The organism is Aeromonas sp. 55A, assembly GCF_051919665.1.
Lineage (GTDB): Bacteria > Pseudomonadota > Gammaproteobacteria > Enterobacterales > Aeromonadaceae > Aeromonas > Aeromonas veronii.
On record NZ_JBQBEH010000008.1, the window covers coordinates 4,086,624 to 4,102,671 of the forward strand.

General features: G+C 60.0%; 15 protein-coding genes. 10 read left to right on the forward strand and 5 right to left on the reverse strand.

Annotated elements, in window-relative coordinates:
- Positions 1–11: 11 nt before the first annotated feature.
- The 5 genes from ACTG2G_RS22720 (at position 12) to mltB (ending at position 5,450) form a co-directional block, all read left to right on the forward strand.
- Positions 12–1,220, forward strand: a complete 1,209-nt coding sequence (locus ACTG2G_RS22720; protein WP_421386323.1) for an ABC transporter substrate-binding protein — start codon at positions 12–14, stop codon at positions 1,218–1,220.
- Between the two features lie 77 nt (positions 1,221–1,297).
- A complete protein-coding gene (locus ACTG2G_RS22725; protein WP_421386322.1) occupies positions 1,298–2,932 on the forward strand; it encodes an ABC transporter permease in 1,635 nt (544 codons plus the stop codon).
- A 23-nt stretch (positions 2,933–2,955) separates the two neighbouring features.
- On the forward strand, positions 2,956–3,606 hold the full coding sequence (locus ACTG2G_RS22730; RefSeq protein WP_429204175.1) for an ATP-binding cassette domain-containing protein: 651 nt from the start codon (positions 2,956–2,958) through the stop codon (positions 3,604–3,606).
- Positions 3,607–3,620: 14 nt separating this feature from the next.
- The gene (locus tag ACTG2G_RS22735; RefSeq protein ID WP_421386320.1) at positions 3,621–4,262 is read left to right on the forward strand and encodes a CDP-alcohol phosphatidyltransferase family protein; all 642 of its coding nucleotides are present in this window, start codon (positions 3,621–3,623) and stop codon (positions 4,260–4,262) included.
- A 105-nt stretch (positions 4,263–4,367) separates the two neighbouring features.
- Positions 4,368–5,450 (forward strand): lytic murein transglycosylase B, encoded by a 1,083-nt coding sequence (gene mltB, locus ACTG2G_RS22740; RefSeq protein WP_227340870.1) that lies wholly within the window; start codon positions 4,368–4,370, stop codon positions 5,448–5,450.
- 102 nt (positions 5,451–5,552) lie between these two features.
- Here the strand turns inward: mltB and pgm are convergent, their stop codons facing one another.
- Entirely contained in the window at positions 5,553–7,202 is a 1,650-nt protein-coding gene (gene pgm, locus ACTG2G_RS22745; RefSeq protein ID WP_167564959.1) for a phosphoglucomutase (alpha-D-glucose-1,6-bisphosphate-dependent), read from the reverse strand.
- 58 nt (positions 7,203–7,260) lie between these two features.
- Positions 7,261–7,770, reverse strand: coding sequence for a replication initiation negative regulator SeqA (seqA, locus tag ACTG2G_RS22750; protein ID WP_267528557.1), 510 nt, complete (start codon positions 7,768–7,770; stop codon positions 7,261–7,263).
- Positions 7,771–8,044: 274 nt separating this feature from the next.
- Here seqA and ACTG2G_RS22755 point away from each other — a divergent pair, with 274 nt between their 5' ends.
- Genes ACTG2G_RS22755 through fldA form a run of 4 tightly spaced genes read left to right on the forward strand, consistent with a single transcriptional unit; the run spans position 8,045 to position 9,985 of the window.
- On the forward strand, positions 8,045–8,827 hold the full coding sequence (locus tag ACTG2G_RS22755) for an alpha/beta fold hydrolase (RefSeq protein WP_421386319.1): 783 nt from the start codon (positions 8,045–8,047) through the stop codon (positions 8,825–8,827).
- A gap of 55 nt (positions 8,828–8,882) precedes the next feature.
- Positions 8,883–9,104, forward strand: coding sequence for a DUF2788 domain-containing protein (locus ACTG2G_RS22760; RefSeq protein ID WP_005334296.1), 222 nt, complete (start codon positions 8,883–8,885; stop codon positions 9,102–9,104).
- Positions 9,105–9,124: 20 nt separating this feature from the next.
- On the forward strand, positions 9,125–9,421 hold the full coding sequence (ybfE, locus tag ACTG2G_RS22765; protein ID WP_005334297.1) for a LexA regulated protein: 297 nt from the start codon (positions 9,125–9,127) through the stop codon (positions 9,419–9,421).
- A gap of 39 nt (positions 9,422–9,460) precedes the next feature.
- Positions 9,461–9,985, forward strand: coding sequence for a flavodoxin FldA (gene fldA / locus ACTG2G_RS22770; RefSeq protein ID WP_005334298.1), 525 nt, complete (start codon positions 9,461–9,463; stop codon positions 9,983–9,985).
- Positions 9,986–10,075: 90 nt separating this feature from the next.
- On the opposite strand, the gene ACTG2G_RS22775 is transcribed toward fldA, so the two are convergent.
- A complete protein-coding gene (locus ACTG2G_RS22775; RefSeq protein ID WP_005334300.1) occupies positions 10,076–10,549 on the reverse strand; it encodes a DUF4442 domain-containing protein in 474 nt (157 codons plus the stop codon).
- A gap of 241 nt (positions 10,550–10,790) precedes the next feature.
- Here ACTG2G_RS22775 and fur point away from each other — a divergent pair, with 241 nt between their 5' ends.
- On the forward strand, positions 10,791–11,219 hold the full coding sequence (fur, locus tag ACTG2G_RS22780) for a ferric iron uptake transcriptional regulator (protein WP_005334301.1): 429 nt from the start codon (positions 10,791–10,793) through the stop codon (positions 11,217–11,219).
- Between the two features lie 116 nt (positions 11,220–11,335).
- Here the strand turns inward: fur and glnS are convergent, their stop codons facing one another.
- Entirely contained in the window at positions 11,336–12,997 is a 1,662-nt protein-coding gene (gene glnS / locus ACTG2G_RS22785) for a glutamine--tRNA ligase (protein ID WP_421386318.1), read from the reverse strand.
- A 355-nt stretch (positions 12,998–13,352) separates the two neighbouring features.
- A complete protein-coding gene (locus ACTG2G_RS22790) occupies positions 13,353–16,016 on the reverse strand; it encodes a beta-N-acetylhexosaminidase (protein ID WP_421386317.1) in 2,664 nt (887 codons plus the stop codon).
- Between the last annotated feature and the right edge of the window lie 32 nt (positions 16,017–16,048).

The window sequence follows — 16,048 nt, forward strand, 5'->3', positions numbered from 1 at the left end:
GGGAAACGTTTATGCTCAAGCCATTCTCACTGCTCGGCTCACACCTCAACTCTCGGCTCAAACAGCGGCTAAACGCCCTGCTGTGCGCCCTGCCACTGCTGGCCAGCGGCCCGCTGTTAGCCACTCCTGACGACAACTGGCAACAGACCCTTGAGGAGGCGAAGGGGCAGACCGTCTACTTCAACGCCTGGGGCGGCAGCCCGGAGATCAACGCCTATCTGGTGTGGGCCGGGCAGGAGCTGGCGCGCGACTATCAGGTCAAGCTGGTGCAGGTGAAGGTGGATGACATCGCCCAGAGCGTCAGCCAGTTGCTGGCCAACAAGCAGGCGGGCAAACAAGCTGGCGGCCCCATCGACCTGCTCTGGGTCAACGGCGAGAACTTCAAAGCGCTCAAGGAGCAGGGGCTGCTCGGCGCTCCCTTTACCGCCGAGCTGCCCAACATGGCGCATGTAGATAGCACTCTGCCGGTGAGTGAGGACTTCACCCTGCCGGTGGAAGGGCTGGAAGCCCCCTGGGGCATCGGCCAGCTCAATCTGATGGTCGATACCGAAGAGGTCGCCAGCCCGCCCACCTCGGCTGCAGCCCTGCTGGCGTGGGTCAAGGCCCATCCCGGTCGCTTCACCTATCCCAAGCCGCCCCAGTTCCATGGCTCCAGTTTTCTCAAGCAGATCCTGCTGGAGTTGACGCCAAACCCCGCCCCCCTCTATCGGGAGGCGACCGAGAGCGATTTTGCCCAACTCACCGCCCCGCTCTGGGCCTGGCTCGATGAGCTGCATCCGGCACTCTGGCGCAAGGGCAAACTGTTCCCCACCAGCGCCGCCGAAACCCGCCAGTTACTCGATGATGGCGAACTGGCCATGGCCATCAGCTTCAATCCGCAGGAGGCGCAGAGCGCCGCCCAGATTGGCGCCCTGCCCCCCAGCGTGGAAGCGGTAGCCATGGAGAAAGGGGCGCTCACCAACAGCCATTTTCTCGCCATCCCCTTTAACGCCAGTGCCCGTGCGGGTGCCAAGGTGGTGGCCAACTTCCTGCTGAGCCCGGCGGCGCAGGCGCGCAAGGCCAATCCGGCCTTCTGGGGTGATCCCAGCGTGCTGCGGGCCGATGCCCTGCCTGACCCCGCCAAGGGGCAACCGGCACTGCGCTTCAAAGCGGTGGCCGAGCCTCACCCCAGCTGGCAGCTCAAGCTGGAAGCGGCCTGGGCCGAGCGTTACGGTCACTGATGAGTGCCGCTGGTCACCCGCTTTCCCGCTCCCGACCGTGGCGCCAGTTGACACGCCACCCCACTATGAGTACGGGGATGGCGGTCATTTATCTGGCACTCTTCGTCATCCCATTGCTGGCGGGGCTGTGGCAACTGCTGGCGGAGGGGATGGCCGCCTCTCATCTCGCCTTGCTGCTGGCCCAGCCAGGCCTGTGGCACTCCGCTGCGCTGAGCCTGTGGATTGGCGCCGCCTCCACCCTCGGCAGCCTGCTGTTGACCTCCTTGCTGCTGGCCCACAGCGACAGCCGGGCTTTCGGGCTGCTCCGCCGCCTGCTCTCGCCCATGCTGGCCATGCCCCACGTCGCCTTTGCCATCGGTTTTGCCTTTTTGCTCGCCCCCTCCGGTTGGCTGCTGCGGCTCATCTCGCCAGCTCTGACGGGGTTTGATCTCCCCCCCGATTGGCAGACCATCCGCGACCCTTGGGGGCTCGGGCTGATTGCACTGCTCGTTTTCAAGGAGACCCCCTTTTTGCTGCTGATGGCGATGGCCGCACAACAGCCCATCTTGCTGGCACGCCAGCAGTGGCTGGGGGCAAGCCTTGGCTTTAGCGCCCCACAGATCTGGTGGCGCCTGCTGCTGCCCGCCCTCTGGCCCGCCCTGCGCCTGCCCATCTATGCGGTGGCAGCCTATGGAGTGGCGGTGGTGGATCTGGCCCAACTGCTCGGGCCTGACACCCCCGCCCCGCTGGCGGTGCGGTTGTGGCTCTGGTATCAGGACCCGGATCTGCTCTGGCGCGGCGCCACCGCCAGCGGCGCCCTGCTGCTGCTCGTCATCACGGCGCTGCTGATCGCCCTGCTCAGATTACTGGAGTGGCTTCATCAAGAGATGGGCAAAGGCTGCTGGCTCGATGGCAAACGGGCTGCGTCCCACTCCTTTGCCAACCGGCTCGCAGCAGGCTCTGCACTCACTCTGATCACCCTTAATCTGGCGGTGCTGGCGGCCCTGCTGCTCTGGTCACTGGCGCGCCGTTGGCCCTTTCCCTCCCTCTGGCCCAGCCAGTGGAGTAGTCACTACTGGCTGGATCTGCTGCCAACCCTGCTGCCGCTGCTGGCAACCAGCGCACTGCTGGCACTGGCGAGCGGCTTGCTGGCACTGGTGATGGCGGTGCTGAGTCTGGAGGCGCAAGCCGGCCGCCGCCCCTGGCCGCTCTGGCTTATCTGCTTGCCGCTGTTGCTGCCGCAAGCGAGCCTGCTGTTTGGCATCCGGCTCGGGCTAGACTGGCTTGCACATGACTCGATAAGCAGCGGCATTGGCTGGGGATGGGTGCTCTGGAGCCAGCTGTTGTTTGTCTTTCCCTATGTCTATTTGTGCCTGCACGGCCCCTATCGCCAGTTCGATCCACGGATCACCCAGAGCGCCCTGCTGCTGGGGGCAACGCCATGGCGAGCCTGGTGGCAAGTGAAAGCGCCGCTGCTGGCGCGCCCGCTGCTGTTTGCCTTCAGCGTCGGGGCGGCGGTGAGTTTGGCCCAGTATCTGCCGACCCTGCTCTTTGGTGCTGGCAGAGTGGTCACCATCACCACGGAAGCAGTGGCCATCGGCAGCGGCCTCAACCGGCGGCTGGCGGGGCTCTACGGCCTGCTGCAACTGCTGCTGCCACTCGTTATCTATTTGCTGGCGCTCTGGCTGCCAGCGCGGATCAATCCGGCGCTCAAGGGGGGCGGCTCACGATGAACTCTCACGATGGAAACAGCCATATGCTGAGCACCACGCCTCTTCGGCTTTACCTTGATGAAAATCTGCTGCTTTCGCTGCCCGCCCTGCAAGTGGCCCCCGGCGAGGTATTGACCCTGATGGGCCCAAGCGGCTGCGGTAAAAGCTCCCTGCTAGCGGGGCTGGCTGGAGTACTACCGAGCGCGCAGACAGATAGCGGCCCGATCCGGCTGGAGGGGGAGGTAAGGCTCGGCGAGCGGCCACTCAACGCCTTGCCACCGCAGGCACGGCGCATCGGCATGCTGTTTCAGGATGATCTGCTGTTTGACCATCTGACGGTGGTGGAGAACCTGATGTTCGGCATGCCAGCGACCATCAAGGGAAAACGTGCGCGGCGGGAAAAGGCACTGACAGCGTTAACGCAGGTCGCGCTGGCGGATCAGGCTGACAAGCTGCCGCAGCTGCTGTCAGGGGGTCAGCGAGCGCGGGTCAGTCTGCTGCGGGCACTGTTGGCCGAACCCGACACCCTGCTGCTGGACGAGCCCTTCTCCCGCCTCGACAAGCCGCTGCGGGCCGCCTTTCGCGAACTGGTGTTCGCGCAGATCAAGGCGCTGGCCATCCCCGCCATCCTGGTGACCCACGACGAAGAGGATGCGCCGGGCACCATACTCAATCTCACCGAATCCTGTTTTTAACCGAGGAGTTCACCTTGTTTGACCGCCACCTGATCCCTGTGATCCGCAGCCCCCTCACCCGGCTCGCCAAACCGCTCTGCCACGCCGGGATCAGCGCCAACCAGATAAGCCTCACCGGCTTTGCCATCGGCATGCTGGCGCTGCCGCTGCTGGCCTTTGGCTGCTATCAATGGGCGCTTGCAGCGATCCTTCTTAACCGTTTGTTGGACGGGCTCGACGGCGCCGTGGCGCGGGAAACCGGCATCACCGACTGCGGCGGCTTTCTCGACATCACGCTCGACTTTATTTTCTACGCCGCCGTGGTGCTGGGCTTTGCCCTCGCCGCCCCCGCCAATGCGCTACCCGCCGCCACCCTGCTGTTTGCCTTTATGGGCACAGGGTCGAGCTTTCTGGCGTTTGCCATCATGGCGGGCAAGCGGGGCATCGACAATCCGGTCTACCACCACAAATCCCTCTACTATCTGGGCGGCCTCACCGAGGGGAGCGAGACCATTGCCCTCTTTGTGCTGATGTGCCTTTGGCCCGCCGCCTTCGCCCCGCTCGCCTACGGCTTTGCCCTGCTCTGCGCCATCACCACCCTGACCCGGCTCTGGAGCGGCTACCACACGCTACGTCACCCCAAGCGCGAAACAGCACAGCCCTCACAGAAGGGCTAATCCATCGCACGATGAATTGGCGGCAAACAAGGCGCACGGAACACTTGCACGGAGATGGCAATGTTTTACCATGACGACACTTTTATCAGTCTCTTTGAGAACCCTATGCGTCGCCTTGCCTCTCTTCTCACTCTGTCGTTATTCCCCCTGCTCGGTGGCTGCAGCAGCGCCCCAGCGCCAAAGCCCGTTGTCGTCCCCCAGCCCAAGAGCGCCTTTATCAATCAGGCGCCATCGAGCAAACCCGTTTATACACAAGGGGTTAGCAAGGGGGACTTCGCCAACCGCCCCAACGTGGACCGGTTCGTCCAGAAGATGGTCGAGAAGCACGGTTTTGACAATGCCCAACTGCATCAGGTGCTGGCACAGGCAGAGCGTTACGACTGGATCATCCGCCTGATGGATGCCCAGGCGCCGACCACCGCCAAGCCCACTGGCCCGACCGGTGCCTGGAACCGTTATCGCGCCAAGTTCATCACCCCGGACAACGTACAGAACGGCGTCAACTTCTGGCGTGAATACGCAAGCGAGCTGAACCGGGCGGAGCAGATCTACGGGGTGCCGCCGGAGATCATCGTCGGCATTATCGGGGTCGAGACCCGCTGGGGCCGGGTGATGGGCAAGACCCGCATTCTGGATGCGCTGGCCACCCTGGCGTTTGATTACCCGCGCCGCGCCGAGTTCTTCACCAGCGAATTGGAAGCCTTCCTGGTGATGACCCGCGATGAAGGGATGGATCCCACCGAACCCAAGGGCTCCTATGCGGGCGCCATGGGCTACGGCCAGTTTATGCCCTCCAGCTTCCAGCGCTATGCGGTGGACTTTGACGGCAACGGCCACACCAACCTGTGGGATCCGGTGGATGCCATCGGCAGCGTCGCCAACTACTTCAAGGCCCATGGCTGGGAGAAAGGGCAACCGGTGGCGGTGCGTGGTCAGGGCCAGCTGCCCGGCTATGAGCACGGCTTCCAGACCCGCTACCCGGTCGCTACCCTGCGCCGCGCAGGGCTCACCCCCACCAGCACCCTCGGCAACCACAGCGAAGCGAGCCTGCTGCGCCTCGATGTGGGCACCGGCTACCAATACTGGTACGGTCTGCCCAACTTCTACACCATCACCCGCTATAACCACAGCACCCACTACGCCATGGCGGTATGGCAGTTGGGGCTGGCGGTGAAGGCGGCGCGCTGACAACTCGCTGGCATAAAACAGACAATGAAAAAGGAGCCATTATGGCTCCTTTGTTATATCCAACGTTCCACCCCATCAGGGGCTCAAGGATGGCTACCTGATTTAGACGCCTGCCTTGGCCAGTGCCGCGGAGACGATCTGCTGGGCCTCTTGCTGGATGAGGTCGAGGTGCGCGTCGCCCTTGAAGCTCTCCATGTAGATCTTGTAGATGGACTCGGTGCCGGAGGGGCGCGCCGCGAACCAGCCGTTCTCGGTCACTACCTTGAGACCGCCGATGGCGGCATCGTTGCCCGGCGCCTTGGTCAGCTTGGCGATGATGGGCTCACCCGCCAGGGTGGAGGCTTCTACCAGTGCCGGATCCAGCTTGGAGAGCACCGCTTTCTGGGCGCTGTTGGCCGGGGCGTCGATACGGCGATAGCTGGAGCGGCCAAACTTGGCTTCCAGTGCGTCGTAGTGGGCCTGCGGATCCTTGCCGGTCACCGCCAGAATTTCCGCAGCCAGCAGCGCCAGAATGAAACCATCCTTGTCGGTGGTCCAGACGGTGCCATCTTTGCGCAGGAAGGAGGCGCCCGCGCTCTCCTCGCCGCCAAAGCCGAACTCGCCGCTGTAGAGGCCATCCACGAACCACTTGAAGCCGACCGGCACCTCTTTCAGGGTGCGGCCAATCTCACCGGCAACCCGGTCAATCATGGAAGAGGAGACCAGCGTCTTGCCAACGGCTGCATCGGCAGACCAGCCGGTGCGATGGGTAAACAGATACTGGATTGCCACCGCCAGATAGTGGTTCGGGTTCATCAGGCCGGACTTGGTGACGATACCGTGACGGTCGTAGTCAGGGTCGTTGCCAAGGGCGATGTCGAACTTGTCTTTGAGGGCAATCAGGCTCGCCATGGCGAACGGGCTGGAGCAGTCCATCCGGATCTTGCCATCTTTATCCAGGGTCATGAAGGAGAAGGTCGGGTCGACCTTGTAGTTCACCACCTCGATGTTCAGGCCGTAGGTCTTGGCGATAACGTCCCAATAGGCAACGCCGGAGCCGCCCAGCGGATCGACACCGATCTTGATGCCTGCGTTCTTGATGGCATCCATATCCAGCACGTTCTTCAGATCATCCACATAAGGGGTGACATAGTCGTGCTCGACCACGAACGGGCTCTTGAGCGCCTCGGCGAACGGCATCCGCTTCACACCGGCCAGACCCGCTTCCAGAATGGCGTTGGCACGATCCTCCACCCACTTGGTGATCTCCCCTTCGGCGGGACCACCGTGGGGCGGGTTGTACTTGAAGCCACCATCTTCCGGCGGGTTGTGGGACGGAGTGATCACCACGCCGTCGGCGCGCGCTGCAGGCTTGCCTGCATTGTGGCGCAGGATGGCGTGGGAGATGACCGGAGTCGGGGTAAAGCCCATACCGGCTTGAATGCGAGTTTCAACGCCGTTGGCCGCCAGCACTTCGACGGCGCTGGCAAAGGCGGATTCGGACAGGGCGTGGGTATCCATGCCGACAAACAGCGGGCCAGTGATACCGGCCTGCTGGCGATACTCCACCAGGGCCTGGGTCACCGCCAGAATATGGGATTCGGTAAAGGCGCTGTGCAGGGCGCTGCCGCGGTGGCCGGAGGTACCGAAGGCAACTCGCTGCTCGGGGCGGCTCATGTCCGGCTTGTTGAGGTAGTAGGCGCTGACCAGACGGGGGATGTTGGTCAGATCGCTTAAACGGGCCGGTTGACCGGCGTGGGAATGCTGAGCCATGGCGTTTTCCTTGCGTAATGGCGGCCTTGCCGGGCAAGGCCTGAGTCTTGAAGAATCGTTAAATTGCGCCACACACCTGCGCGACCACCTCTTCGCCATAGCCCATGCTGGCCATCAGCTGGGCCACCATGTTCTGCTTGCGGCTGGTGTTGGTGTTGGTGATCACCCAGAACGGGGTCTCCGGTACCGGCTTGGGCTTGGTGGTGCTACCGCTGGCACGCAGAGCCTCGGGATCCTGCGAGAAATAGACGCGCTTGCGCCCCTTGATTTCGGTGGCCTGGGTAAAGCCTTCCGGGTTATCCCGGTAGAGGGTACTGAGCACCAGCATAAAGCGGTTGATGGACTTCTCTTCTTTTTGCAGCTCACCGGAATCGAGCAGGGCTTGCAGCCCTTGTTGGGTGGCTACCGTACTGGGCTGCGCGACGGCAACGGGCTCGGCAACCGGCACACCTTGGTTAGCAGGCTGTTCCAGCAGACGGCGCAGAATATCGGAGGCACTCTCACCAATGTGCCGGGTCTGGCTGGCGATATAGAAGTAGAGATCGTCATCAAGCTCGATGGTTTTCATAGGGATGCGCTGGACTCGTCGAAATTCGGATGCGGCGATTATACATAGGCAAACCCGACAGCCCAAGCAAGGGGCTGGCAGATGTACATGAATCTCATCGAGAATACGGCATAATAGCGGGCCAAGTGTGTGATCAGCCGCACTGATAGCCGATCCGGACAGGATTTTTTAGAAAAAAAACCACATAAAATCCCAATCCATTGGACGAAATCCTTTTCTTTCCAGTGCGTTAAATAAAACAGCGATACGCACCCACGACCGACAAGGTGTCATTTTGCAACAAAACAGCATATTGAACTTCAAGGAACAGGGTCAGGGCCCGGCGGTCATTCTGATCCACGGCCTGTTTGGCAGCCTCGACAACCTCGGCCTGCTGGCCCGTGCCCTCGGCGAACACTATCGGGTGGTCAGCGTCGATCTGCGCAACCACGGCGCCTCCTTTCATAGCAGCGAGATGAGCTATCCGGCCCAGGCAGCCGATATCCTGACCCTGATGGATCGGCTGAATATTGCCAAAGCGACCCTGATTGGCCACTCGATGGGAGGCAAGGTGGCGATGCAGGTCGCCAAGCTGGCGCCTGAGCGGGTGACCAAGCTGGTAGTGGCCGACATGGCGCCAGTCGCCTATCCCCATTCCCGCCACCAGAATGTGTTCGCCGGACTCAACGCCACCCTGCATACGCCGCCGCAAAGCCGCAGTGAAGCGGAAGCCATGCTGGCGCAGCATATTGAGCTCGCCGGGGTGCGCCAGTTCCTGCTCAAATCGTTCGCCAGAGGCGAGCATGGCTGGGGTTGGCGCTTCAATGTGCCCGCCCTTGAGCAAAACTACGCCAACATCATGGGCTGGCCAGAGGATGAGCATCGCTTCGAGGGGCAGGTGCTCTTTATCAAAGGGGGGGATTCTGACTATATGCAGCCCCAATACAGCGAGACGGCACTGGCCCAATTCCCGGCGGCAAAGGTGCGTGTCATCGCGGGTACCGGCCACTGGCTGCATGCGGAAAAACCGGCTCTGTTCAACAAATTGGTTGTGGATTTCCTGTCGACAGGCGGTTAACAGTTTCAAATCCTTTGTGATATAGTGCGCCGGTCATAAGGAGTGTGCGCAATCCATGCTAAGTGAACATATCGACCTGATCGAAAGTTTGGGCCTCAAGTTATTCTTTGTGGCCATTTTCATATTGATTGGCCTGGCCATTCAGGACGTGCTCAAGCGCGGCAACGTGCCCCGTTTCGGTCGTTTTATCGTCTGGTTGGTACTGTTTCTGGGTTGTGCGGGTTTTGTCGCCAAGGGGCTGATCGAACTGGGCTGGGAAGGCTCAGGACTCGGCTAACTTATTTTCATCTGTGATGTATGGCCAAACAGCAAACTGATCGAACAACACTGGATCTGTTCGCAAATGAGAAGCGCCCCGGCAGGCCAAAGACCAATCCACTCCCCCGCGAGACCCAGCTCAAGATCAACAAGCGTAACCAGCTTAAGCGCGATCGGGAAAATGGGCTGAAGCGGGTAGAGTTAAAGGTGGAGGCCGAGTTGCTGGAGCGCCTGAACCAACTTGCGTTACAACAGAACATCAGCCGAGCCGAGCTGATCCAATCTATCCTGAAACAACAGATTGAGTCCGCCTTTGCGGTGGACATTGCAGTCTGAGCGTTGAGCATTAACACCAAATACGGGTAACTAAACACTATGGCAAGTGTAGGTCTGTTTTTTGGCAGCGATACCGGTAACACCGAAGCTGTCGCCAAGATGATCCAGAAAGAGCTGGGCAAAAACCTGATTGAAGTCCGTGACATCGCCAAGAGCAGCAAGGCCGACATCGAGAGCTTTGATCTGCTGATGTTCGGCATCCCGACTTGGTACTACGGCGAAGCCCAGGCCGACTGGGACGACTTCTTCCCCGATCTGGGCGAAATCGACTTCACCAACAAGCTGGTCGCCATCTTCGGTTGCGGTGATCAGGAAGACTATTCCGAGTACTTCCTCGACGCCATGGGCACCCTGCGCGACATCGTCGAAGCCAAAGGCGCCATCATCATCGGTCACTGGCCGACTGCTGGCTACGAGTTCGAAGCCTCCAAGGCACTGGTCGATGACAAGCACTTTGTCGGTCTGGGTATCGATGAAGATCGCCAGCCGGAGCTGACCGCCGAGCGCGTCAAGGGCTGGTGCAAGCAGCTGCACGAAGAGATGTGCCTGGGCGAGCTGGAGTAATCCGCCTCCCCTCATACCTCTGACAACAAGGGCCCCGACGGGGCCCTTGTTGTATCTGCTTGTTGCGATGCCTGCCTTTATTCTTCCCTGTTATTCACCTCTGTGCTCCGGTTTGGCCCGCACATAGAGGGTGCGCTTGACCTGCGCCACCAGCTCGCCGCTCTTGTCTTGTACCGTCACCTCGAATTCGGGGAAGTGCTTGTTGCCACCTTCAGTCGCCGCCACGATTTCGGCCAGCTTGCCCTCGGTCAGGTTGAACTCGGCCACCAGCTTGCCCTTGCCCGGCTTGATGTAGTTGATGCTGCCCGCCTTGTCCCAGACGTAGTAGCGATTCTTGAAGTAGCCCATCAGCATCAGCGGATAGATGGGGTCCGTCATGGCAAACATGCTGCCGCCAAACTGGGTGCGGTTGGCATTCTTGTTCCACCAGCGGGATTTCAGGGTCACCCGGCAGTAGCGAAAGTCATCGCTCAGGGTCTCAATCTTGATACCGGCGCCCCAGAAGGGGGGCCAGGCGTTGAGTGCGCGGCGCACCCAGGCCGCATTGTCAAAAAGCCAATCCATGGATCTCATCCGACCAGAATGTGAAAGTTACATCTTATCAACATCTGCCATGCCAGCAAGTCGGACGACACGATTGATTATTTCAATCCAACCGGCCATTTATGGCTAAACCCCTTGAATTGCTGGGTTTATTTTTAGGGAGGCTACGACCTATAATGACAGGCCAAGCGAGTTCAAGGTTGCCATTCCTGCGGCAGTCCATCAGAATAACCCCACCTTCGAGAATGCGAATAAGTAGAATATGGCAGACAACAACCAAGCGTTAAAAAAGGCCGGGCTCAAGATCACCTTGCCCCGGGTCAAAATCCTGGAAATCCTGCAACAGCCGGACTGCCAGCACACCAGCGCCGAAGATCTCTATAAACGACTGATCGACCTGGGTGAAGAGATTGGTCTCGCTACCGTCTATCGCGTTCTCAACCAGTTTGATGATGCCGGTATCGTTACCCGTCACCACTTCGAAGGTGGCAAGTCGGTATTCGAGCTGGCCACTCAGGAGCACCACGACCATCTGGTTTGCCTGGACTGCGGCAAGGTGATTGAGTTCTCCGACGAAGTGATCGAACAGCGTCAGCGCGAGATTGCCAAGAAATTCAATATCCGTCTCACCAACCACAGCCTCTACCTCTACGGTCATTGTGCTACCGGTGAGTGCAAGCACGACGAATAAGTCGCCCGCGACTTGCAGATAACGGACAATAAAAAAGCCAGCTGATGCTGGCTTTTTTATTGTCCGGCGCAGGCCGTTGGCAGCACACAGGGCAGGGTCTCCCCTGCCCCATCGGCTTAGCCTTCGACTTTGCCCCAGGAGTCGCGCAGGGCAACGGTGCGGTTGAACACCAGATGCTCCGGGCTGGAGAGCTTGTTGTCGGCGCAGAAATAACCTTCACGCTCGAACTGGTAAGCCTGCTCCGGCTTGGCGTTCTTCAGGGAAGCCTCGACACGGGCACCCTCGATGATCACCAGGGATTCCGGGTTCAGCGCAGCTTCAAAGTCATCCTCGGCGCCCGGGTTCGGCACCTTGAACAGACGGTCGTAAAGACGCACTTCCGCTGGCAGGGAGTGAGTGGCGCTGACCCAGTGGATCACCCCTTTCACCTTGCGGCCATCGGCCGGATCCTTGCCCAGAGTCTCGGGGTCGTAGGAGCAGTAGATGCAGGTGACCTTGCCATCGGCATCTTTCTCGATGCGCTCGGCCTTGATCACATAGGCATTGCGCAGACGCACTTCCTTGCCCAGCACCAGACGCTTGAACTGCTTGTTCGCCTCTTCTTTGAAGTCCGCTTCATCGATGAAGATCTCGCGGGTGAAATTCAGCTCGCGGGTACCCATCTCGGCATTGCTCGGGTGGGCCGGGGCTGTCAGCACTTCGTCGGCAGCCAGGTTCTCGATGACCACTTTCACCGGATGCAGCACGGCCATGGCGCGCGGCGCATGCTCGTTGAGGTCTTCGCGGATGCAGGCTTCCAGCATGCTCATCTCGACGATGTTGTCCTGCTTGGTGACGCCGATGCGCTTGCAGAACTCGCGGATGGAGGCCGGGGTGTAACCACGACGACGCAGACCGGAGACGGTCAGCATGCGCGGGTCATCCCAACCATCGACGTGCTTCTCGGTCACCAGCAGGTTCAGCTTGCGCTTGGACATGACGGTGTATTCGAGGTTCAGACGAGAGAACTCGTACTGACGGGGGTGGCAGTCGATGGTGATGTTGTCCAGCACCCAGTCGTACAGACGACGGTTGTCCTGGAACTCCAGAGTACAGATGGAGTGGGTGATCCCTTCCAGCGCGTCCGAGATGCAGTGGGTGAAGTCATACATCGGGTAGATGCACCACTTGTCACCGGTCTGGTGGTGGTGGGCAAACTTGATGCGGTAGATAACCGGATCACGCATCACCATGAAGGGAGATGCCATGTCGATCTTGGCGCGCAGGCAGGCGGTGCCTTCGGCGAACTCGCCGTTCTTCATCTTGGCAAACAGCGCCAGGTTCTCTTCCACGCTGCGATCGCGGAACGGGCTATTCTTGCCCGGCTCGGTCAGGGTGCCACGGTACTCACGCATCTGCTCGGGCGTCAGCTCGTCCACATAGGCCAGACCCTTTTCAATCAGCTCGATGGCGTAGCCGTGCAGCTTGTCGAAATAGTCGGAGGAGTAGCAGATCTCGCCGTTCCACTGGAAGCCGAGCCACTGTACGTCCTGCTTGATGGACTCTACGTACTCGATATCTTCCTTCACCGGGTTGGTGTCATCGAAACGCAGGTTGCACTGGCCCTGATAGTCGCGGGCGATGCCGAAGTTCAGGCAGATGGATTTGGCGTGGCCGATATGGAGATAACCGTTCGGCTCGGGCGGAAAACGGGTATGCACTCTGCTGTGCTTACCGCTGGCCAGATCTTCATCAATGATCTGACGAATAAAGTTAGTTGGGCTGTTCGCCTGACTCATGGCTCACCTCAAAAAAGCGTCACTGGCGGAAGTTGTGCCGGCTGGCACCCTCATCCCCCCGCCGTCAAGCCGGGTATGATCCCTTATTACGGGCGCTGTCTCAACCTGAATTTGGCACTTCCGGGCCATTTCCCGACCATTGCGCCACTAAAAACGGCGTGGCTTGGCACATTGCACCCCAAATGAATAAAAAAGCCCCGCACGAGGCGGGGCTGAAAGTGATGAAAAACACAAAACAGACAATTACACACAACAAAGGCTCACACGCACAGTCAACCTTTCCCAAACCCGATGCGCCATCGCCCTTGGGAAAGGCGGGTCTTGCGACCCACCTCATGTTAACGGTTGACTGCTATCAGTTCAGTTCGGTGACGCGGCTGGTGCGCTTGCCATCAAAGCTGGTGGTACGCAGGTAGACCTTGCCATTCACGCTCGGCTTGGCCGCGGCGTCATAGGCACTCCAGTTGGTACCGTCCAGGCTGTACTGGATGGGCAGACCCGGCAGATCCACGTTCGCTTCCAGCACACCGTTCACTACCTTGGCACCCGGTACGGAGAGGCGGTATTCAACACCGGCCTGATCCAGTTTCGGCAGCACGCGCTGACCCAGTACGTTGGCAAACTGGTTCCACTCTTTGTTGAGGGTGGCCTTGTTGACGAACTTGGTCTCGCCGGAGAACTCGCGGTTCTTCACGTAATCCAGCTCGAAGCCACCTTTGTGCCAGGCACGCTCGGCCACGGAGAAGATACGCGGGTAGACCATGTACTCGTACTGAGCATCGGTACGCACGGTTTCACTCCACTGCTGACCGGAGATCCCCTTGAACTTGACCGGATCCTGGTCACCCTTGGCCACGAAGGCGTTGCCGTCGCGGTCAACCGAGGTCTCGGCGTTCTGCGGCAGGTTTTCCGGGGCGAAGGCAAACACCTTGCGAGTGTCGTTGAAACGGGTAGCCCAGTAGTAGCCACGCTCGGCCGGGTGTACTTCGTTCGGGAAGTCGAAGTAGAGGTAATCCGGGTTGGACAGCACAACTTGGTAACCCTTGTGAGCCCACTTCATCGCTTCATTGAAGCCACCCCAGTAGAGGGTTTCCCAGAAGTTGACACGGGTGTTGTCGGTGGCGAAGTCCTTGGCACCGCTGGCGTACTTCAGACCATCTTCCCACGCCTGCAGGGTAGAGAAGCCGCGGTCTTTGACCATCTGGCCCACTTCCTTGGCGAAGTAAACCGGCAGCTCGCCCACTTCCTTGATCTTGCCTTCGTCGATCATCTTCTGGCACATCGGGGACTTGCCAAACGGCTTGTCCTGCTTGCTGGAGTCGACGTTGCCTTTCCAGGCGACCAGCTCTTCTTTCTTGGTGACGGCCGGATCCTGATAGCCACCGCCCTGCATGATGTTCTTCGCCTCATCACCACCGTAGTGCCATGCGGTCAGCGGCTGACCGGCGGCCTGGTGCATCTGGGCAACTTCATCCATTACCTTGGCCACGAAGGTGGCAGCACCCGGCTGGCAAGGGTTGATGAAGGACATCTTGTCGTAGAACTGGACCGAGGTGACGTTGGAGGTGTCAGCCGGATCAGTCAGACGGAACTGGTTGGCTTCCGCTTCTTTGCCTTCCGCCATCAGACGCTTGTAGCGCGCTTCCATGGATACCACGGCAGCACGGGCGTGGGCCGGCATGTTGATCTCGGGGATCACGGTCACACCGCGGGCCTTGGCATAACGCACCAGATCCACGTAGTCAGACTTGCTGTAGAAACCGGAACCCTGGTTGTCGCTGGTCGGGCCGGAACCCAGTTGCGGCATCAGGCACTTGGTTTCGGACTCGTCGTGGCAACGCTTGCTACCGACCTGGGTCAGCTCCGGCAGACCCGGGATCTCCAGACGCCAGCCTTCATCGTTGGTCAGGCCAAGGTGCAGCACGTTGAGCTTCATGGCAGACATCTGGTCAACCAGCTTCTTCATGGTATCCAGACTGCGGAAGTGGCGGGCCACGTCGGTCTGCATGCCACGGTATTCAAAGCGCGGCGCATCCTCGACGGTCATCGGGCTCACCAGCTTGTCATCAACACCCAGCAGGGAGATCAGGGATTGTGCCCCCCAGAAGGCGCCATCGATGTCGCGACCCTGGATCACTGTGCCCTTCTGACCGATGGTCATGTCATAGCCTTCAGCCTGCTTGAGCTTGCTGCCGAGCTTGATGGTCACCGGGTAGCCGGTGTCGGAGAGGGTAACACCCAGCTTGGTCAGTTGAGCCTTCAGGGCCTCGGCGCGATCGCTCGGCAAGTCCAGGGCATTGAGTTTGATGGTGGAGAAGTCAACCTGCGGGCCAGCTTTGACTACCTGCTTCATCGGGGTCGGCAGGATCTGGTTGTCAATCTTGCCAGCCGGCAGCAGGGTGCTGGTCTGGTTGGCCGCGAAACGGGTCTCGCTGTTCATCAGGATGTTCTTGTCATCCTTGGTACGCTTCCAGCCATCAGCCGGCATCGGCTTCTCGTAGGTGCTGGCATCATTGATGTTGCTCATGCTGGCCAGTACTTTCGGCTCGGCACCTTCGCTGGCGACATACCAGTTCGGCATGATGTCAGATTCGAACAGTACCCAGTATTCCACCACCAGCGGCACTTCGACCGTAGCATCCTTGGCAAAGCCCTGGAACTTCTCGGTTGGCGTCAAACGATAGAGATCGCCGGTCAGGTGAGTGATGGTGAACTGGTCGTTATCCACACGCTGGATACGACGGATGGAGGAGACGTAGATGCTCCAGTCTTTGGAGGTGACGTCCGCACCGGTATTGGTCAGGTGCAGCTTGGCAACGCCACAGCTCGCCCACTCGGAACCCAGCGCCTGGCAATCGAGGCCGGCACCTGCACCGTCGTTGGTGACCACTTCATACTTGACCACCAGGTTGTTGGCGAGGGAGTCGACCACAGCCTGCTTGGCGGCATCGGCTGCCTGGACCTGGCTGACAAAAACGGTAGACATGGCAATGGCTAACAGAGAATGTTTCAAGTTCATAACTGCTGCTCTCATTTGAAGTAAAGGTTGGA